The organism is Hyphomonas atlantica corrig., assembly GCF_000682715.1.
GTDB lineage: Bacteria > Pseudomonadota > Alphaproteobacteria > Caulobacterales > Hyphomonadaceae > Hyphomonas > Hyphomonas atlantica.
In genome coordinates, this window is record NZ_AWFH01000018.1 from 1 (window position 1) to 18,775 (window position 18,775).

Annotated in this window: 14 protein-coding genes and 1 pseudogene; 1 reads left to right on the plus strand and 14 read right to left on the minus strand. The window is 58.6% G+C overall.

Going from position 1 to position 18,775, the window contains the following annotated elements:
* The 10 genes and pseudogenes from HY36_RS09630 to traG form a co-directional block, all read right to left on the minus strand.
* Positions 1 to 211: pseudogene (locus tag HY36_RS09630) on the minus strand (P-type conjugative transfer protein TrbL); the annotation flags it as partial.
* A 6-nt stretch (positions 212 to 217) separates the two neighbouring features.
* Positions 218 to 931 (minus strand): P-type conjugative transfer protein TrbJ, encoded by a 714-nt coding sequence (gene trbJ / locus HY36_RS09635; protein WP_035551876.1) that lies wholly within the window; start codon positions 929 to 931, stop codon positions 218 to 220.
* A gap of 12 nt (positions 932 to 943) precedes the next feature.
* Positions 944 to 3,382 carry a conjugal transfer protein TrbE gene (gene trbE, locus HY36_RS09640; RefSeq protein WP_035551879.1) on the minus strand — a complete coding sequence of 813 codons (2,439 nt, stop codon included), beginning with the start codon at positions 3,380 to 3,382 and terminating at the stop codon, positions 944 to 946.
* Positions 3,376 to 3,630 (minus strand): VirB3 family type IV secretion system protein, encoded by a 255-nt coding sequence (locus tag HY36_RS09645; protein WP_035551883.1) that lies wholly within the window; start codon positions 3,628 to 3,630, stop codon positions 3,376 to 3,378. Before HY36_RS09645 ends, trbE begins: the two co-directional genes overlap by 7 nt.
* Positions 3,630 to 3,962 (minus strand): TrbC/VirB2 family protein, encoded by a 333-nt coding sequence (locus tag HY36_RS09650; RefSeq protein ID WP_035551885.1) that lies wholly within the window; start codon positions 3,960 to 3,962, stop codon positions 3,630 to 3,632. The genes HY36_RS09645 and HY36_RS09650 overlap by 1 nt, the downstream gene beginning before the upstream one ends.
* A gap of 12 nt (positions 3,963 to 3,974) precedes the next feature.
* Positions 3,975 to 4,955, minus strand: coding sequence for a P-type conjugative transfer ATPase TrbB (gene trbB, locus HY36_RS09655; RefSeq protein ID WP_035551888.1), 981 nt, complete (start codon positions 4,953 to 4,955; stop codon positions 3,975 to 3,977).
* A 258-nt stretch (positions 4,956 to 5,213) separates the two neighbouring features.
* Positions 5,214 to 5,714, minus strand: a complete 501-nt coding sequence (locus tag HY36_RS09660; RefSeq protein WP_051602677.1) for a thermonuclease family protein — start codon at positions 5,712 to 5,714, stop codon at positions 5,214 to 5,216.
* A gap of 256 nt (positions 5,715 to 5,970) precedes the next feature.
* Positions 5,971 to 6,198, minus strand: coding sequence for a hypothetical protein (locus tag HY36_RS09665; RefSeq protein ID WP_035551890.1), 228 nt, complete (start codon positions 6,196 to 6,198; stop codon positions 5,971 to 5,973).
* Positions 6,199 to 6,269: 71 nt separating this feature from the next.
* Complete coding sequence (locus HY36_RS09670) at positions 6,270 to 6,647, minus strand: hypothetical protein (RefSeq protein WP_035551891.1); 378 nt, start codon at positions 6,645 to 6,647, stop codon at positions 6,270 to 6,272.
* 2 nt (positions 6,648 to 6,649) lie between these two features.
* Positions 6,650 to 8,569 (minus strand): IncP-type conjugal transfer protein TraG, encoded by a 1,920-nt coding sequence (gene traG / locus HY36_RS09675; RefSeq protein ID WP_081806133.1) that lies wholly within the window; start codon positions 8,567 to 8,569, stop codon positions 6,650 to 6,652.
* A 471-nt stretch (positions 8,570 to 9,040) separates the two neighbouring features.
* Here traG and HY36_RS09680 point away from each other — a divergent pair, with 471 nt between their 5' ends.
* A complete protein-coding gene (locus HY36_RS09680; protein WP_051602678.1) occupies positions 9,041 to 10,933 on the plus strand; it encodes an ATP-dependent nuclease in 1,893 nt (630 codons plus the stop codon).
* A 23-nt stretch (positions 10,934 to 10,956) separates the two neighbouring features.
* Here HY36_RS09680 and HY36_RS09685 read toward each other — a convergent pair whose 3' ends face one another.
* The 4 genes from HY36_RS09685 to HY36_RS09705 form a co-directional block, all read right to left on the minus strand.
* A complete protein-coding gene (locus tag HY36_RS09685; protein WP_051602679.1) occupies positions 10,957 to 14,472 on the minus strand; it encodes an AAA family ATPase in 3,516 nt (1,171 codons plus the stop codon).
* Between the two features lie 3 nt (positions 14,473 to 14,475).
* Positions 14,476 to 15,711: a metallophosphoesterase family protein gene (locus tag HY36_RS09695; protein ID WP_035551902.1), complete on the minus strand. Its 1,236-nt coding sequence runs from the start codon at positions 15,709 to 15,711 to the stop codon at positions 14,476 to 14,478.
* Positions 15,712 to 15,882: 171 nt separating this feature from the next.
* On the minus strand, positions 15,883 to 16,518 hold the full coding sequence (locus tag HY36_RS09700; protein WP_035551908.1) for a DUF6338 family protein: 636 nt from the start codon (positions 16,516 to 16,518) through the stop codon (positions 15,883 to 15,885).
* A gap of 190 nt (positions 16,519 to 16,708) precedes the next feature.
* The gene (locus HY36_RS09705; RefSeq protein WP_155841836.1) at positions 16,709 to 18,646 is read right to left on the minus strand and encodes a DUF3363 domain-containing protein; all 1,938 of its coding nucleotides are present in this window, start codon (positions 18,644 to 18,646) and stop codon (positions 16,709 to 16,711) included.
* Positions 18,647 to 18,775 lie beyond the last annotated feature (129 nt).

The following is an 18,775-nucleotide window of genomic DNA, read 5'->3' on the forward strand; positions in this document are numbered from 1 at the left end:
CGAAGAAGCCGACATAGAGCACCTTCTTGAGCAGCCCCGAGATGACATCGGCATTCTGCGACAGCGCCCAGAACAGCCCGGCCAGCGTGATGTCAATCACGATCAGCGTGGTCGTAAGATAGGCAACATCGCCCGCCAGCAGGCCAAAGCCAGAGTCTACATAGGCGATAAACGTTTCCAGGAACCGGTCGATGACGCCCATCTCTTCCATGGCGGTTCAGTCCCCGAGAAAGGATTGCAGGCGGGCCCGGCCGCGCTCGGCCTCTTCAAGCTCGCGCGCCCGGTCGAGCGCTTCGGCGCGATAGTGAGCCGCCATCATGGCTTCCATCTGCATGAGCTGCTGGGCGGACATCGCCTCGATCTGATTGCCGGCCTGAAGCGCCTGAAGATTGCCGACCGCCGTCTGGCTCTCCTCGACAAGACCGGTCAGTGCCTCGGCGTCGGGTTCATTGTCCCGCACCGTCTCTGCGACCATCAGGAGTGTGTGCTTGTGGGCAGACCGGGACTGCTGCCAGCGGATACGTGCATCCTCGACCAGGACGACAGGAGCCGGCGGGGTCTCGCCATAAGATTCCGGATAGAGGTCTTCGTATTCGCGCTCGACCTCTTCAACGCCATATCCGATGCCGTCAGCCTCCTCCATCAGTTCGCCAATCCGGCGGATGCGGTCGGCGATGATCGCGCGGGCGATTTCGACGGGCAGTGTTTCGAGGTCCCGCGCCATCTTCTCGATCATGTCGATTTCATGGGTGATCTGACGGATCTGATTGTCGATCTGCTGCAGGGCCCGCACCGCCTGGAGGATGTTCTCAGCGTGATTTGCCGGGTCGTAGACAATGCCGCCACCGAAGAGTTGGGCAGACGCAGGCGGCGCCATCAGGCCCGGCAGCGGCATCGCGGCAAGTGCGATGGAAGAGAGGAGGGCTTTCATGCTCGGAGGCTCCTATTCAGCGGCGATTTGGGGGAGGGGTGAGTCTGGCTGCTCAGCCAGCAGGTCCGCGGCCCAGCCGAGCTGTTTCAGCTCCAGCCAGCCACGGGCAAAGCCCGATTCAATGTCGGCTTCCAGAAGCCCATTCATGAGCTTCTGATCGGCGGGAGATCCAGCCCCGCAGAAGGCGAGTGCGACGTCGCCAAGGCCAAGCTCGAAGAGCCGGCAGCCAAGGGGCGAGGTATAGTAATAGTCCCGCTTCGGAATGGATTTTGCGAGAATATCGATCTGACGGTCATTGAGCCCGAATTTGCGATAGATCGCCTGGGCGGTCGGTTCGAGCGCCCGTTCATTCGGCAGGAAGATGCGCGTCGGGCAAGATTCGATCAGGGTAGGCGCAATCGACGCGCCTTCGATGTCGGCCAGCGATTGGGTCGCAAACACAACCGCCACATTCTTCTTCCGAAGCGTTTTCAGCCAGTCGCGCAGCCGCGCCGCGAAGACCGGATGGTCGAGGAACAGCCAGGCCTCATCGAGAGCAAGCAGGGTTGGCCGGCCATCAAACCGCTCTTCCAGACGGTGGAAAAGATGCAAGATGACCGGGGCAATGGCAGAGGGGGTCTGCATCAGCTCGTCCATCTCGAAACAGGCGACCGAGGCAAGATCGAGCGTTTCGCTATCACTATCGAGCAGGTGCCCATTGGCGCCTTCCAGCGTGTAAGGCATGAGTGCAGCTTTCAGCGTATCAGACTGAAGAATAAAACTTAGCCCGGTCAGCGTGCGTTCCGCCTCTGGCGCTGACGCCAATGACCGGATGGCGCCCCACAGCACACTTTTCAAATCCGGCGTGACACGCACGCCTTCCGATTCGAGGAGACCCAGCAGCCAGTCAGCCGCAAAGCTGGCGCCGCGCTCTGAATCAATGTCCCGGAGCGGCTGGAGCGCCGGACGCTCCTCGCCAGCCAGCGGAATCCATGTGCCGCTCATCGCCAGCGTCACCGCACGTGCGGACCGTCCCTTGTCGAAGATGAAAACCTGCGCGTCCTCATAGCGCTGCCATTGTGCCGCCAGCAGCGACAGGAGGACCGACTTGCCAGAACCCGTCGGGCCGATGATTAGCGTGTGGCCGACATCGCCGACATGCAAATTCAGCCGGAACGGCGTCGTGCCTTCTGTCTGGGCCTCGATCAGCGCGCGATCTGCTAGATGCGCATTCCACGCATTGCCCGCCCAGACTGATGAGAACGGAATGAGATGGGCAAGGTTCAGCGTATGCAATATCGGCTGGCGGACATTGGCGTAGACATGGCCTGGCAGGGAACCGAGCCAGGCTTCAACGGCGTTCAGCGTCTCCCGGATCGTCGTGAACCCGCGCCCATTGATCACCCGCTCGACGGCGCGGGTGCGCTCCTCGACCTCCTCGCGTGACGTGCCCATCAGCGTCAGCGTGGTCGTGACATAGCCATAGGAGACAAGGTCTGAGCCGAGCTCCTGCAGCGCCGCATCGGCGTCCGCAGCCTTGTTGTCGGCGTCATTGTCGAGAAGCGCGGCCTGTTCGTTGAACAGCGTTTCGCGCAGCACCGCGCCGACGGATTTGCGCTTCGCAAACCAGTGCCGGCGCTTCTTCGCGAGAAGCTTCTCGGCCTCCGCCTTGTCCATCGCGATATAGCGGGTCGTCCAACGATAAGAGAATCCCAGCCGGTTGAGCTCATCCAGCATCCCCGGCAGGGTGGAGGGCGGAAAGCCAAGCAAAGTCAGCGTCGCGAGGTGCGCTTCGCCAATGCGTGGCTCCAGCCCACCTGCGAAACTCTCATCCGCGAGCACCGCATCGAGAAACACCGGCAATTCCGGCACGGACACAGCATGCCGCTTCGACGAGATGCAGGCATGGAGATAGGTCAGCGTCTCTTCATCCGAGAGCGGATGGATCTCATCCAGGGCCGTCGAAAGCAAATCGAGTGTCTGCGCGGCGCGCGTCTGGAAATGTTCGAGCCGCTGGCGCCAGTCCTCGCCGTCGCGCTTCTCGGGCCGTTCGATCAGCGCCTTCTCGGCCCGTCCTGTTGCATCGGTTGGGGGCAGCCATAGCAGGGTAAGATAGTAGTAGCTCTCGTACCGGGCGCCGGTCTCTTCGGCGGCGGCGCGCCGTTCCTGCTCGATCAGCCAGGCAGCTGCACACGCAAAAGAACTCTCCTGCAACAGCCCCGCTTCTGACCGTATGGCCTCGAAGAAGAGTGCCCAGCCTGACCCGAACCGGCGGAGGACATTGTTCACCCGTGCGGTCACGGCGACGAGTTCGGCTTCCGTCGTGCTTTCAAGGTCGGAGCCGCGATAGCGGAAGCTTGTCTGAAAGGCCCCATCCTTGTTGAGGACGACGCCCGGCGCGACGAGACACGCCCAGGGGAGATAGTCAGACAGGCGCTTCGGCTTCTTCGCATATTCGGTAAGGTTCAGCATGAAAGATGTTCCTTGTGCCGCGCCGAGCGGATGGCGGCGGCCAGAAAGTCGGGGTCGGACCGTGCCAGGAGAACGGCGAGCGAGTGTCCCACCCCCCAGACCATGAGGCCCGGAATCCATAGCCGGAGACCCAGAGCCAGAGCTGCCGCGATCGTCCCGATGGCGATGGCGGCCGAGCGCGGCGCGCCTGCCATCAGGATGGGTTCGGCGAGCGAGCGGTGAAGGGGGATTTCGTAGCCTTCGAGCATCAGAGCACCGCGCCGCCGCCGAAGGAGAAGAAGGTCAGGAAGAAGGACGTCGCCGCAAAGGCGATCGACAGTCCGAACACGATCTGGATCAGCTTGCGAAATCCGCCGGATGTTTCTCCGAAAGCGAGCGTCAGGCCGGTCAGCGTGATAATGATCACCGCCACGATCCGGGCGACCGGCCCCTCGATCGATTGCAGGATCTGGTCGAGCGGGTCCTCCCAGGGCATGCCTGTGCCGGCGGCATTGGCAGGAAGAGACAATAGACTGAATGATACGAGCAAAAAGCCCGCCTGAAGCGATCGGTTGAGGGCCTTGATCTGGTCGTAGAACATCGGTCAGTCTCCTTAATTGACGATGTTGAGAAAGGGGGCGGCGAGCAGCTCGGTATGGTATTCGGTGCCGTCAAAGCCGGTAATGCGCAGCGCCTGCTCGACGCGCCGCGCGCCGCTCGCGCGGGACGTGAAGACGATGACATCGACCGCTTCCCCGATCAGGGCATGGGGAAGGGCGGGTGTTGCTTCCTCGACCAGATGTTCGAGCCGTGTAAGCGCTCCAGCGGCCGAGTTCGCATGCAGCGTCGTGATCCCACCTGGATGGCCGGTATTCCAGGCCTTGAGGAGATCGAGCGCCTCGCCGCCGCGGACCTCACCGACAATGATCCGGTCTGGTCTGAGACGCAGGGTCGAGCGAACCAGGTCGCGCAAGGTGATCCCTGACCGGTGGGTACGCAACTGGGTTACATCCTCGGCTGAACAGCGCAGTTCGCGCGTGTCTTCCAGGATGACGATCCGGTCGTCTGCGAGAGAGGCTTCCGACAGGAGTGCATTGGCAAAGGTTGTCTTGCCACTTGAGGTCCCGCCCGCAACGACAATATTGAGCCGGTCCGCCAGCGCCGCGCGCAGGGCCATACAGAGGGCCGGGGTCAGCCCGCCCGTTTCGACATAGGTGTCGAGACCGATCGGCTGGTGGGCCAGCTTGCGAATTGCAAAGCAGGGCCCCTTGGATACAGGGGGCAGGATGCCCTCGAACCGCTCGCCGGATCCGGGCAATTCGGCCGAGACAATCGGGGAGACCTGGTCGCAGATCTCCCCGACAGAGGAGGCCACCAGCCGGATGATCCTTTCACGGTCGGCGTGTCCCAGACTTTCGGCCGCCCGCCGAAGACCCGAGCCTGCTGCCTCGATCCAGACCGAACCGTCGGGATTGGCGAGGATCTCGATCGTGTCATCTGCGACGAGCGCAGCTCCCACCGGGCCCTTGAACGCAGAGCGCAACATCGCAGTGAGCCGTGTCTCGGTTTGGCTGGGCTGGGGCAGGGCTGACATGGCAGGGGCAGGTCCTCATCCGTGATGAGACCAGAATCGCCTTGCGCAGGACCTCTGCATAGTTGGGGCCCGGGGACAGTCAGGGCACTCCAGGGACAGAGGGGAAAGGTGCGGGAGTATCAGGGGGCATCGGCCCCCAAGGGGAGCAATACGAGAATTGTTCCTGCCCCCCGCCCCCTCGCCGGGAGGATGCGGGGGGTTGGGCCTCCCCACTTCGGACCAGATCAGTCGAGCCCTGTCAGAAGACGAGGTGAGCGATCAGTCATAGGTCCGTTCGCCCCACAAATCGTCCGGACACTCCAGGCTCCATATCCCGGCCCTGGCCGCGCGGGCATCGGCCTCTTCCTTGGCGTAGCGGCCCTGGCTGTATTGCGGCCAGTCCCGGCCCCAGCCTTCCTGTACCATGTGATCACCGAGATCGGTGCCGCCCACCGAGCAGGTCGCAACCAGACGATTCCAGCGGTCCGTATCCGTCACAGTGCAGGTGACGGTCCGCTTCCCCATGAAATCCGACAGCGCAAGAGCAGCCTTCTGGTAGACATTCACCGATCCGCAACGCGCGCCGCGTTCCGGTGTGTCATAGCCAGACAGGCGAATGCGCTGGCCATGTATTTCAATCGTGTCGCCATCCACGACAGACGCGACACCGGCAATCGTGTCGGTACCGGTATGAGGTCTGTCAGTCTCGCTCTGCGCGGAACAGGCTGTCAGGAGGGCCGCCAGAAAGACCGAGATCAGAACGCCAGATCGATTCGTCATTATGCCAGACTAGACGCGTTGTTTCCTTCGGCAAGCCCGTTGTCTGGCACATGGACAGGGGGGCGGTGTCCATTTCGGGCTTTGAATTCCCCCTGGGAGCGTGCCAACATGACGGCCGCGATGGAGGCAGGGATATGGGCGGATGGGACAGTGACAAAAGCGGCGATTATGTGCCTTCACCGCCTCCGATCTGGCTCTGGGTGATCATCTGCCTGGTCTGTGCGGGGCTGTTTGCGCTCGCGATCATAGGCTGAGGCTAGTCGGGAAGGGAGTCCAGAAAGGATCCCAGATCGAGAATGATGTCAGCCGCAAGGCATTCTATTCGCTTGCGTAAGGGCAGCGCTCCATTCTCCATCTGTTTCGGACTGAGCCGGAACTTCACAATGACTTCGCTGAGTGAGGCCAGGTGCACAATCGACACGGTTGCATCCCGATCCTCAAGGTCGACGAGAATTTGATCGACCTGCCAGAGACGTTTTCTCATGCTTCCCCTCCAATGGTGACATCAGGGGAATCTTCGGCGCGTCGCTTAAGACCGATTTTCGATCCTGGGTTTCACGACCAGATATGCGAATTCGACCGATCGGCGACCCGCGCGGTCAGGACTTCCAGCTCCTGCCTGGCCCGGCTGGCATCCGCCTCTGTCTCGAACGGGCTGGGCCCCGGTCGTTGGCGGAGCCATTCGAAGATGAACTCGATCAGCAGATCCGTCTGGAACGCCACGCCCATCTCCAGCCGTTCGACCTGGTCGTCCACACGGTTCAGCCGGCCAAGGATCGCCGCATCCGGGCGCTCTTCAGGCGGCGTGAAGAACAGGGTCAGCGCCTCATTGACCAGCGCGCCCATATGGATGCCATGATCGCCGGAGATCCGTCGCAGCTTGCGCAGATTGGTGTCGGAGATCCGGACATGCAGACGGGGATTGCCGGACATGGTCAGAGCTCCCGCCCGTCATGTTTCTGGACTCGGGCATAGTATCTGGCGATCTGCTGCTGGATACGGCTGCCTTCGCCTCCACCTTGCTCGGGCGATTCACTCTCGCGTTCGAACGCTTCGTCATCTGCGATGTCCTGCTCCACAGTGCGCGCCCGCCCTTCATCATCAGCCCGGACAGGCGATGACCCCGATGCGTGATGGCCTGCAGGCGCTGCGTCCTGGCAACGCACAGCCGCCACCTCCAGCGCGCCTGCGCGCTCGGTGAAATTGCGGTCCTCATAATAGCGGAGCTTCTTTGCCCTGATCGGGGGATGGCTGGCGAGAAAGATCAGCGCGTCATCGGCTGGCATCTGCATGATCTCACCGGGGGTCATGAGCGGGCGTTGGGTTTCCTGCTGGGAGACCATGACATGGCTGAGCCATGGGGCGAGCCGGTGGCCGGTATAATTCTTCTGGTTGCGTTGTTCGGTCATCGTGCCGAGCATGTCCGAGACCCGCTTTGCCGTGCGTTCGTCATTGGTCGCGAAGGCGACCCGGATATGGCAATTGTCGAGGATCGAATTGTTCTGGCCATAAGCTTTCTCGACCTGGTTCAGGGATTGCGCGATCAGGAAGGCCCGTACGCCATACCCTGCCATGAAGGCGAGGGATGTCTCGAAGAAGTCCAGGCGTCCAAGCGCGGGGAACTCGTCCAGCATCAGCAGCGTCTGCCGCTGATCCTGCCCTCCGGGCAGCACTTCACAGAGCCGCCGCGCGATCTGGTTGAGGATCAATCGGATCAGGGGCTTGGTGCGCGACAGGTCAGATGGCGGAACAACCAGGTACAAGGAGGCGGGCATCTCCCCAAGGAACAGGTCCTCGATCCGCCAGTCCGAGCCTGATGTTGCCCTCTGCACCACCGGGTCCCTGTAAAGCCCCAGGAACGACATGGCCGTCGAGACGACCGATGACTTTTCATTCTCCGATTTGTTCAAAAGCTCCCGCGCTGCCTCGGCGACCACGGGGTGGGTCAGCGGCCGGTCCCGTGATCCAAGATGGTTCGCGTCCAGCATGTGCTCCAGCGTATCATCAATCGGCCGCGCCGGGTCAGACAACAGCGTGGCAACACCCGCGAGCGACTTGTCGTCCTCAGCATAGAGAACGTGCAGGATGGCGCCGACGAGCAGCGAATGCGCCGTCTTGTCCCAATGGTTGCGGCGCTCCAGTGAGCCTTCCGGATCTACCAGGATATCGGCCACATTCTGCGCATCGCGCACCTCATACGCCCCTAGCCGCACTTCCAGCAGGGGATTAAACCGCGAACTGGCCAGATCGGTCGGATCAAACCGGATGCAGCGTGAAAAGTTCGATCGCCACTTCGAGGTCAGCGCCCAGTTCTCGCCCTTGATGTCATGGATGATCGCATTCCCGGTCCAGGAGAGCAGGGTGGGCACCACCAGCCCGACCCCCTTGCCGGACCGGGTGGGCGCAAACGCCATCACATGATCTGCGCCCGCATGGCGCAGATACCGTCCCCGAAAGCGTCCCAGCACGACACCTGAGGCGCCCAGCAGGCCGGACCGGCGCACATCGCGCACCGAAGACCAGCGCGCTGACCCATAGGTCGTCGCATGTTTCTCACGGCGCGCGCGCCAAAGGGATGCAAGGATCGCCATCACAATCCCGGCAATCCCGCCAAGAGAGGCAATCAGGCCTGCCCGGGCAAACACGTCCGGCGCATAGGCATCATAGGCATACCACCACTGGAACAGACGCCAGGGCTTGTAGACAGGCTGCCGATATACTTCGAACCAGGGCGCCCCCAAACGCGGCTGATGATCCAGGACCCCCGCCACCCATTGCGTCGCCCCCCACACCGAGCAGGCAATCAACACCATCGTCAGCAGGAACTGGCCTAGAAGGAACTTTGTAGGGGTAATGTTTTGGCACCTCTGCTGCCGCGCGGAACAATTATGCCATTCGGGCTTGGATTTGCGATGGGACTTCTGGGGAGTTCTAAGTAGTCAGTTGTGACACCCTAATCGCAGAAGCTGTCGTCAGCGGGGATGGCCGTTTCTTCCTAGAAGCAGACAGAATGAGATTATAAATTGACCCTAAAATTGCACGATAAATGGGTCTTTAGCCGTTCAAACAACCTGCACTCTAATGCTCGAAAGCTTCGAGATCGCCTCTCGGCAACCGCACAAGAGAGGTTCAAAAACATCTCGCTGAGCATCTCTGAGCCTAATCAATCAGTCTCAAAGCTAGGCGTGAAGTGAATGCTCCTCCATACAGATACGGCGAGTACAAAGAGCCGTTTGAAATTACTTTTTTGACCTCATTCCAATACAAGTTGAATCCGGCGAGAAGAGTGCAATGCGGAAGAAGATGTTGGCGAAGGACACAGCGAAATGAGAATTGAAAGTGTCAGCATTAAGAATTTTCGCGCGTTCAAAGACTGCGCGATTAATTTTGATGACTATACATGTCTGGTCGGAGCAAATGGCGTTGGTAAGTCTACAGTCTTGGCCGCGCTGAACATCTTTTTCGGCTATCAGGATGGTAGTGCGACCAACGTCAAGAATCTTTCAGATGAGGACTTCTTTCAGAAAGACACGTCCGAACCGATCGAAATCAAGGTCACATTTGGTGATCTTTCCGACGAAGCGCGAGATGACCTCAAGCATTATGTGCGGAGCGATCAACTGATCGTTACAGCGCGTGCCGAATTCTCGGAAAGCGGCGCCGCCATTCGGCAATACGGATCACGTATGGGAATCGGAAAGTTCAGGGCCTTCTTCGAAGCCCAAAGTGCGAAAGACAAAAAAGCGGTTTATGAGGAACTGCAGGGGTCATTCACGGATCTGCCGAAATGGTCGAGTGCGGCGGTCGGGCAGGAAGCGCTGAACGCATTTGAACAAAGCCATCCCGAGCTTTGTGAAGAACTGGAAAGCGAGTCTCAGTTCTACGGCTTTTCAAAAGGCGCCAATCTTCTGGAGAAACACATTCAATGGGTCTACGTTCCCGCTGTGAAAGACGCAGCGACGGAGGAGCTAGAGAGCAAGAACACCGCTTTTTCAAAGCTGCTAGATCGAGCGGTTCGGTCCAAAGTCGATTTCGGCGATCGGATTCAGGATCTACGAAACTCGACCCTGGAGCAGTACGAAAAGCTGATCGAAGCGGAGAACGGCGCGCTGAGCGAGCTGTCCTCTTCCCTGCAGCAACGCCTGCAAGACTGGGGCAATCCGCGCGCGACGGTCTCAATCGCTTGGTATCAAGATCCGGCAAAATTCAAAATCGAAGAACCGGCCGCGCGTCTCAAAACCGGCGAGCAAGGCTTCGAAGGCAGCCTGGCGCGTATCGGTCATGGTCTCCAGCGCTCTTATCTTATCAGCCTCTTGCAGGAGTTAGCGACGCTGGGAGACAAGAACATTTCAACACTCGCCCTCGGGATTGAAGAGCCCGAGCTGTATCAGCATCCGCCACAGGCGAAACATCTCGCCCATGTTCTACAGCAACTATCAGATGGAAACGCACAAGTCATAGCGGCGACGCATAGCCCGTACTTCGTTTCCGGGCGTGGCTTCGAAAATGTCCGGGCGATCCGACGAAATGCAGCCGAGCAAGCTTACAGCTGCGTCGCCGTTTTCCAGAAACTAGCAGATCGCGAAGCTGAGATTGTGGGGACGCCTCCCCAGCCGCCCAAGGGTCTGCGGGCGCGTCTTGACACGACATTGCAGCCGGCGCTGAGCGAGATGCTTTTCACCGACAAACTAGTGCTTGTCGAGGGCATCGAGGATCAGGTCGTCCTAACGACGTGGATTCATGCAGTCGGGCTCGACAAGGAGTTCCGTCGACGCGGCGTTTCGATCGTGCCTGTTAATGGAAAGTCGGCGCTATTGCGGAGCTGTCTTCTTGCTGAAGCAATGGAGATACCGACATTCTTGGTTTTCGATGGCGACAGAAATTGCAAACCAGATAATCGTCAGGAGCACGCGACCTATAACAACGCGCTGTTCAAATGGGCGGGCGAAGATGGACTATCTGATTTCCCCGACACTGACTTTGTGGGGTCGAAAATGGCCGTTTGGCAAAACGATATCCAGGGGGCGATTTTCTCTGACGTTGCTGGTGAGGAATTGGAGTCTGCAAAAAGGGAGGCGCGGGCACTCTGCGGCGGTGTATCCAAGCTGAACAAGAATTCGCTGTTCCTTTACGAACTCATGTGCGTCGCGGCAGACCGGGGCTGGACACTCGGCAAACTGGACGCAGTCACATCGAGGCTATGCGACGACTCTTGGTAATGGTCGCGATAGAGTTCCCGGGATTACTCGGCTGCCATCCCCTTACCGGCGGCCTTCGAATTCAATCTATGGATCTTGCAGCGATCGGGAGCGACGGTACGGGCCATATCGACCAGATGCTCATGATGCGTGAGGTAAATGACCTGACCTGACTCCGCCATGCTGGACAAGAGCGTCAGCGTTTCCTTTGCACGGTGATTATCGAACGCTTCCAGGATATCGTCTGCAATGAACGGTAGCGGCGTCTGAGACTTCGCATATTCGGCGTGACCTGCGATTCGAAGGGCCAGATAGAGCTGTGCCCGCGTGCCCGTGGACAGCTTGTCCGCTGAAAGCGTTGTCTTGTCATCGCGTTCAGCCACCAATGTCTCGCGGTCGTCCGCACTTACCGTGACCAGCCTCGGATACCTCCCACGGGTTATCTTTGAAAACGCATCACTGGCGGACTTCAACATGGCGCCCCTGTGCTGATCCCTGAAAAGCCGAACCGCTTCGTCTACAATCAAAGCGCCTGCCTTTAAGCTGATATAGCGACGAGCGCCTTGTTCGATCTCTGCAAGAAGAGTCGTCCGCTCCTGCTGAAGTCGCGCCGCCGATTCATCATCGTTGATGTCTTCCTGCGCCCGCTCGGCGTCTTTCCATTCTGCATAAAACTCTCGCACGCGGGTCTCATCTATCTCAATTTGCGCCTGATCGACCTTCAGCTCAGCTTCTGCGCCTGCCAACGCGTCCATCGAGTCAAGTAGCGGCGCCAGCATCTGCGACCATTCGGTTTCGGCTTCGGTGGCGAGGAGATTAGACAGTCGCCGGCGGCGGTCGCCAATCTCGTCAGCAAGCGTTCTCGCTGCGCTTGCCGAACTGAGTGTCTCGATACAGTGCGCGATGTTTTCCGCGTTCGACCGCTCGCAAAGCGCGATCGCCTCTTTGTCTAGCGCGGCGAGTTTGCGAACCGTCTCTTCCAATTCTTCCTTGTTCTGATCTATCTGCTCGGAAAGCTTCAGCCTCTGTGCAGTCCTTGCATCTAGATTTCTCGATTCAGATTTCAGCGTACCTAGCAAATCAAAATGAGGCGCGTTTCTATCACCAACCCCGGTATTTAAGGAAAGCTGGACGACGGCATCAGCGAAGGTTGTTTCACTCGCTTCCATAAGTGCAACACGGCGCGCTAAACTTTTTCTTTCATCCAGAGTGCCGGCAAGACTGGCCAGATCGTCCAGCCTTGCCTTGATCGCGGCCGGACGACCTTGCGCGAACGTAAGCTCCTTGAGTGCGCGATTCCACTCTTTTTCCCATTCTTCAAGAGTCGTCTTTGCCTTTTCAACCGCATCGGTGCGCTGACGTTGCTGTCTCGCCAACGTGTCATGTTCGGCCTTTGCAATCCTGTAGGCTTCGGCACTACTGCGCAGATCATCTAGTGTTCTAAGGGCTGCGGCCAGAACCGTTTCGTCTGATCCAGAATCCTCCACGCCAACAGACTTCAACTCTTGCCTGAGCGCGGAAGCGGCGGCCGTGAAGCGCTTTTGCTTCTTCTCGAATGAGGCGCGCCGATCCTGATATGTGTTCAATGCCTCGTGTGCGCTTCCCCACGCTCCGCGCCACGCCTTGATGGCTGAGGCGCTAATTGACGCTGGCAGACCCGTGGTTCCGGCGAGACGCGCAAGCTCTTGATCCAATGCCCTCAGTCTCTCGATGTCTTCTTCAATCGCTTTGTCGATAGCCTCACGTTCAGCGATCGCGCCTATTTGTTTGAGACGGCGTTCTTTGATTTGCCCGATGCTGGACGCATGCGCGATACGTTTTGTAACGGCGACATCGTTTTCGCCCATGGCGGTTTCAAAGGCGGTCGCGCTGAGCTTGATCTGATCGAGGACGCCCTGTTCTATAGCGCGGCGATGTTCGGTCCAAAGATCGTCCCGCGTTTTCAATAGCTTGCCAGCCGTATCGTCTGAAACGATTTCTGGATCGGCATCCATTTCATCGAGTTGCGCCGTTTCGTTTTCGATGCTCCGGTTGAGATTGCGGCGGTCAGACTGAAGTCGTTCTAGAGTAGCCGCTACTTCGTCATACCGGCTATGGAGGTCTTCGAGATCAGACGCGGACGGAGGCGTCAGGGATTGCAGTTCTTCAGGCGTACCACTCCAAGGCGCTAGGCCTAGCAACGCGCGGTCAAGATTTCTTTTCGAAGCTTCAACGTCGGCTTCCAAATCCTCAAGTCTGGCAGCATCGAGGTCGGACCGATAAGAGGTGATCGCATCATACAAAGGTGCGATATCCATAGGTTCAGTCAGCGCAGAGAGTTCATCCTTCGCGACAGCGAGATCAGATATAGCCTTGTCCTGCTCTGCAACGGCTTGCTCAAACGCCGCTGAGTGTTTTTCACCTGTCTCAGCAAGCGTCCTTATATTGGCAGCATCGGTTTTAGATACGAGCAGGGCTTCTGGCTCGGACTCTTCTTGCTCACCAAGCCGTGCAAGATGGCTGTTCATGTCCCGTTCAAGCGATTTCAACTCATCATGGCGGCTCGGCAAATCGAGTGCCGCTGTGCGGGCGCGCGCCTCTCGATCGTCGGCGATCAGCGCTTCGAGTCCGTTAACCAGCTTCTCCTGATGAGGTGGCGGCTTCAGATCATCTAGCTCGTTCTCTGTACGCTTTAGGCGCGCCTCCAGCGCATCTTTGGCATCGTTCAACGCCTTCAGTTCGGCTTGTAGCTGGCGTGCACGCTCAAGTGCTTCATCGTCGGCCGGAGGAAGCGGACCAAATGCCTCCAAGCGGTCTTGGCGCTCCCGAAGTTCGCGCCATGGCTCAATCGCCTGCAAAACCGCTTTGCCTTTCTCAAATGCGGCGCGCCGTTGCTTTTGTTCGTCGGCAGCGGCTTCGTAGGCGCGTTTCGCTTCATCCACCTTTCGCTTCATGCGCCGATACTCCGGTGCGTGAACGTCGAGTGTTTTCAGCTCCCCATCAATTTCCTTGAGCCGCTTAAGCGATTGGGCCAACGCAGTGGACGTCGCTCTTGGCTTGAAGAACTCTCTAGCTTGCTCGCGGGCGTGCTCCAGTGTCGAAGTGACGGAGGAAAGTCCGGAGGCGCCGGCGAACAATAAAGCCCCAAGATCGCCTTTCGCCTGCAGAATATCCGCCCCGCCGTCCAAGAGGGACTGCAAGTCAAGTGAGAACAGATTGATAAAGTCTGTCTCGGTTAGGGCCAGCATCTCCCGCCTCAGAACGTCTTCTGATAAGACGGCGCCTTCGGGCGAGCGCAGCGAGTCTCGGTTCGCCTTAACCCGAACGGTCGAAAGTGGACCGGCGCTCGTGTCGAGTTCGGCTCCAATTTGAAGCGCTTTGTAGTCGTGGATAAAGTCGTACTCTGTGCGGGCGGGGATGCCGTACAGCAAACATGTGATGACGTCGCGAAGAGTAGACTTCCCGGCTTCATTGTCTCCATAGACGATGTGAAAATCGGGCGCGTCGCTGATGCTGCCGAAATCGATCGACTCGTTCGTAAAACAACCAAACCGAGTCAGATGAAGAGCGCTAAAGCGCATATCTCAGCTATCTCCCTCGATTTGCGCCAGCAAGTCTGAAACGCCCTCTTCAGAAAGGTCTTGGACCATCCCTTCATTTTCTGCCGGATCGAACCGTGCGCGAAGCTCGCCCGGCAGTTTCTGAATCAATTGCTGTACGTCGTCCTCCAGTCGCAACGCGATCTGATCACGGTCTATTTGACCGCCTTGGACGATAGCAGAGAGTTCAGAAACTCGGTTGTCCTTCACCACTTGTGAAACGGCAGCATCAAAAGCGACCTGTTCCAAATGAACGTGCCCTACGCACGAAGCGGCTGATCGTAGTTCCTCTTCCAGCCTTTCGCGGTTGTGACGCATCTTGCGCGCGAAATCGCTGTCACCGGTACAGGTCAACCGCACAATGACTTCTTGGTCTGCGGCAGGACCGTTTCGCAATTTGTTGAAAGCGTCGTTTGAGAGCTCAAGCAACTCGCGCCAATCGCCAATTTGCGACACATCAAGCGACTGCCGCTCGAAACGAACGGGCGCGACGTATCTTTCTTCAACTGTACAGTCCCCGGTCTCAGCAATTGTCGTCAGGCTTATGGATTTGACACCGTCCTCGTTCATGTGCCTGCCCTGAGGAATTCCGGGCATTACGATGGTGCAGTCGTCATGGATGGTCACGCTCCGCTTGTGGATGTGACCAAGCGCCCAATACGCGTACCCGTGGGCTGCGAGATCCGCGGTTGAGCACGGCGCATAAACGTCATGGTTCGGCGATCCATCCAGGCTGGTGTGCATCGCGCCGATATCAATGACGCCAGGTGTCCCGGGCTGAAACTTGGAAAGCAGCGAATTTGGCGCGTGCGGCTCCTCAAAGCTGACGCCATGAACCGCGACCGCGCCATCTTTCAGAATGACCGGCTTATCTGTTTTCGAGAAGACATGCACGCCTTCTGGCAGGGTCAATTCTCGCGTGATGATGGATTCCGCGTCGTGATTGCCTCGAATTATAAACGCATGAATGCCGGCCTCAGTGAGCCGACGCATTTCTTCTCCAAAATAACTCGCCGTCTTCATGCTTCGCAGCGAGCCGTCATAGAGATCGCCAGCGACGATGAACGCATCGACCTGCTCGTTGATGCACAAATCGACGGCCCGGCGGAACGCTGTCCGAGTCGCCACGCCAACCATCTCCGCCAAATCAGGGTCGCGCAGAGCCAATGACTTTAGAGGGGAGTCGAGATGAACGTCAGCTGTGTGTACGAAGCGAAACATCTAGTCTAGTCCTGAAGCGAAAGCAGACGGTCTTACTTTTTGCCGCCAGATGACTGACTGCCTCCGCCGCCCCCTGATGGCGGCTTGGTTTCATTGGTGGTCTGACCTGTGCCTTGATAGCCGCCATTGACCTTATGGTGTTGTGGCGGCGGTGCTGTGTAACCCTTCTTTTCAAGGTGTGGTGCCGAACGTGGTTTCTTCGTCATTGCTTTCTCCTGCATTGAAAAACTCGATGGTCTTAATGTCCTTGCCGCAAAGCAAGATGGCGCGTTTTGGTTCAAACCGCTCCCATGGGCCTTCTTCCTTTGCGTCCCATACCTCCGGGATGTACAAGTCGCGTTCCCCGCTAGTCGAAGACGCGAAAGCGGCCGGAGACCATGGCCCTGCAAAGCGGTCCCCATTCTCCAGGGTCGCGATAACGAACACTCCGCTAGGTTGCAGGGGAAACGCCCAGTCCCAGGCCGTCGGAATATGATGAATCGGCGGCAATTTCAGCAAACGCGAAATTCTGTCGAGCCACCGTCTCGACCGACACACTGCCAGGATGACGCCTAGGATAGCTGGAAGTACAGCGTATTCAGCAACCTGCGCCCAAAGAACGGGGACGCTTAGGACCTCGCCCGCGTGGCGAACAACAGGGGCGATGGCTGCGAAGTATGCAGTAGAGGCGACGGCGTAGCTAAAGAGCCTTTGCTGCAATTTGTCTCTTGGCCCGACTTTGTGAGCCTCCTGAACCATAAGGATAATGAAGCCCGGTGCCAGCAGAGCGAGCATATCCTTGAGGGCGTCTACGTCTGAGAAATTCAATGCACCTCCTTCACAGCAGACTTAAGGCGGGTGCTGGGCAAGTCGTCCGCTTATACTCAAGGCGCATAGTGCGCGTTTAAATTTAAGCGCCTTACGTTGCAAACGCCTATGAAATTTATCAATTTAGGGTCGTTAACTTTATATCAAGAGGGAGAGTCTTCATTCAAGTCTAGGTCTTCTTTTTGCGCCATCATGAGCGTTGTATCTTAGACCTGCCTAAAGACCATAGAATTGAAGTGCGCGACCGGTTGAGTTCGACGTTTCTGCCGAGCCAATTCAATTTCTCGCTGGATACTGGCACAAGCACAAAGCCTTCTTTTCCTTCAATCACAGCAAATCGGCCTTGAGCCAGCTCGACGAGCCGCGAATAGGTCCCTGAAAATTGATCCCAGTTTCCCGGATCCGCAAAGGGTAGCTCAACGCGGGCGCTTTCCGCTATGGCCGCCTTTTCGAGTTCGTCTCTCTTGAGGCGCTCTGCGTCCTCCCGTGTCAGCTGTCCGTTGTTATCAAGCGAGTATCCATTGCTCCGCAACCAATCCATCCGGCTGTAGATCGATTTCCTGAGTTCGTCCGCAAATGATCCGGCTGAGCCATCCAGCAGGTCAGAGTCCATCCGATCCAGCCACGTCTCTGCATGTCGTTCAACAAGCGCTTCAATGGGCAGCCAGGAGCGAACATCGACGACGAGCCCCTGCTTTCTTGCATCGGCCTGCAACGCACGTTCCTGGAAGTCTGCTGGGACTACCCAGGTGCCATCCGTATTCCGCTGCACAACACCAAGCCGCCTCAGTGCTTCGAGACGGCGCTTGTGCGCGAGCCGGAACGTCGGCGAACTTGTTGGCTCAGCCGCCTCATGCAGCTCCTCCGAATACTCACCTCCATTTCGTTCGGCGATCGCAGCAATCGTTCTGTCCGCAGGCTTCGGTTCGAGAGCTTTCCGCCCAACCGAAACAATCCCGCCCACCTTCGGCAATTGAACCGCTTCCTGTTCGGTCATCTCGACTGACCAGACCCGACCATCGAGCCCTTCGATCAGTGCCGTGGTTCCATTCCGTAACTCATCTCCGGGCAAAGTGGCGGCAAGCCGTCCCAGGATTTCGCCAGTGGCGTTCAAATCTCGGGGCAGGGCGTGCAGACGCGACGTATCGATCGTCCGGCCTTCGAAGTTGGCCAGCGTCCGGATTATGTCTCCGCGCCTGCCGAGGGCCCGCAGCGTATCCTGCCAACCGTCTCGCATGGCCCAGCGGCGATCCTCCTGCCGCACCGCGAGATCAAGCGTCTCCAGAAACCGAAGACGGCGATTAACGACTGCACTATCAAACCTCGACAAACCGCCCCGCTCACTCTCCGGCGTGTAATGTCCATCGGTCAGCGAACGGGCAATGTCATGATCAACCGCCGTCAGCGCCTCACGCGCGGTCTCGTTTGATCTCGCCGCCGCCATTTCCCGTAGCCGCCTCTGACCCAATTCGAGTGTCACCAGCTCCTGCGCCCGCGCCCGAAATCCCTGCGTGATGTATTTGCGGTCAATAAGCAGCTCACCAGTCCGCGTGTTCCCGCCGCGGATCACGATGTGCACATGAGGCTGACAGGTGTCGTGGTGATTGGCCGCGACCCAGTCTAGCCGGCGGCCTAAATCCTTCTCGACCTGGCCCATGAACTCCCGCGTGAACTGCGTCAGATCCTTCATCTGTTCGGCGTCTTCCGGAGAAACGATCAGCCGGATCTGCCGCTTGTCCTTGTCAGCCCGTTCATTGAACGCTTTTGCATCGACCTCATCGACACTCCGGTCATAGAGTTTTCCGTGTTCGCCCTCCCGCCCGGCACCTTCTCGGCGGATGTAGGCGACATGCTTTGCAAAGCCCGCCACGCCAGTCGGACCAGCCCGCGCAATATGCACCTTCACGATGACGCGCCGTGCCCGCTGGTTGGACCAGTGCCGTGCGAGGGCCGCCTGTACTTTTCCACGCCCTGCATGACGCACAGCGCCCGGTGGCAGAGACTTGCGGCCGCGTGTCCCAAGCCGCCCCTTCGCGACAACGCGCTTCAGTCGCTTCAGCTGGGTCTTTGCCTTGCCCTGCGACCTGATCTTTCCAAGGCGCGGAACGAAGTCGAAATCGTCGCTCACGGCTCCGAGCGCGCCGCGGATTGCAAATCCGTGCACCCGCCTTCCGGCGCCGGGTCACATAAAAAAAGATGTGCAGACAATGGGTTAAGTGTCGCTGGGTGACACTCCCTTAATCTTGCCCTCACTAAC

Bases quoted from the DNA above. Each gene is read 5' to 3' on its own strand.
- HY36_RS09650 (WP_035551885.1), bottom strand. From the start codon at position 3,962: ATGTTCTACGACCAGATCAAGGCCCTCAACCGATCGCTTCAGGCGGGC.
- HY36_RS09660 (WP_051602677.1), bottom strand. From the start codon at position 5,714: ATGACGAATCGATCTGGCGTTCTGATCTCGGTCTTTCTGGCGGCCCTC.
- HY36_RS09680 (WP_051602678.1), top strand. From the start codon at position 9,041: ATGAGAATTGAAAGTGTCAGCATTAAGAATTTTCGCGCGTTCAAAGAC.
- HY36_RS09695 (WP_035551902.1), bottom strand. From the start codon at position 15,711: ATGTTTCGCTTCGTACACACAGCTGACGTTCATCTCGACTCCCCTCTA.
- HY36_RS09670 (WP_035551891.1), bottom strand. From the start codon at position 6,647: ATGTCCGGCAATCCCCGTCTGCATGTCCGGATCTCCGACACCAATCTG.
- trbB (WP_035551888.1), bottom strand. From the start codon at position 4,955: ATGTCAGCCCTGCCCCAGCCCAGCCAAACCGAGACACGGCTCACTGCG.
- HY36_RS09665 (WP_035551890.1), bottom strand. From the start codon at position 6,198: ATGAGAAAACGTCTCTGGCAGGTCGATCAAATTCTCGTCGACCTTGAG.
- HY36_RS09685 (WP_051602679.1), bottom strand. From the start codon at position 14,472: ATGCGCTTTAGCGCTCTTCATCTGACTCGGTTTGGTTGTTTTACGAAC.
- HY36_RS09645 (WP_035551883.1), bottom strand. From the start codon at position 3,630: ATGCTCGAAGGCTACGAAATCCCCCTTCACCGCTCGCTCGCCGAACCC.
- trbE (WP_035551879.1), bottom strand. From the start codon at position 3,382: ATGCTGAACCTTACCGAATATGCGAAGAAGCCGAAGCGCCTGTCTGAC.
- trbJ (WP_035551876.1), bottom strand. From the start codon at position 931: ATGAAAGCCCTCCTCTCTTCCATCGCACTTGCCGCGATGCCGCTGCCG.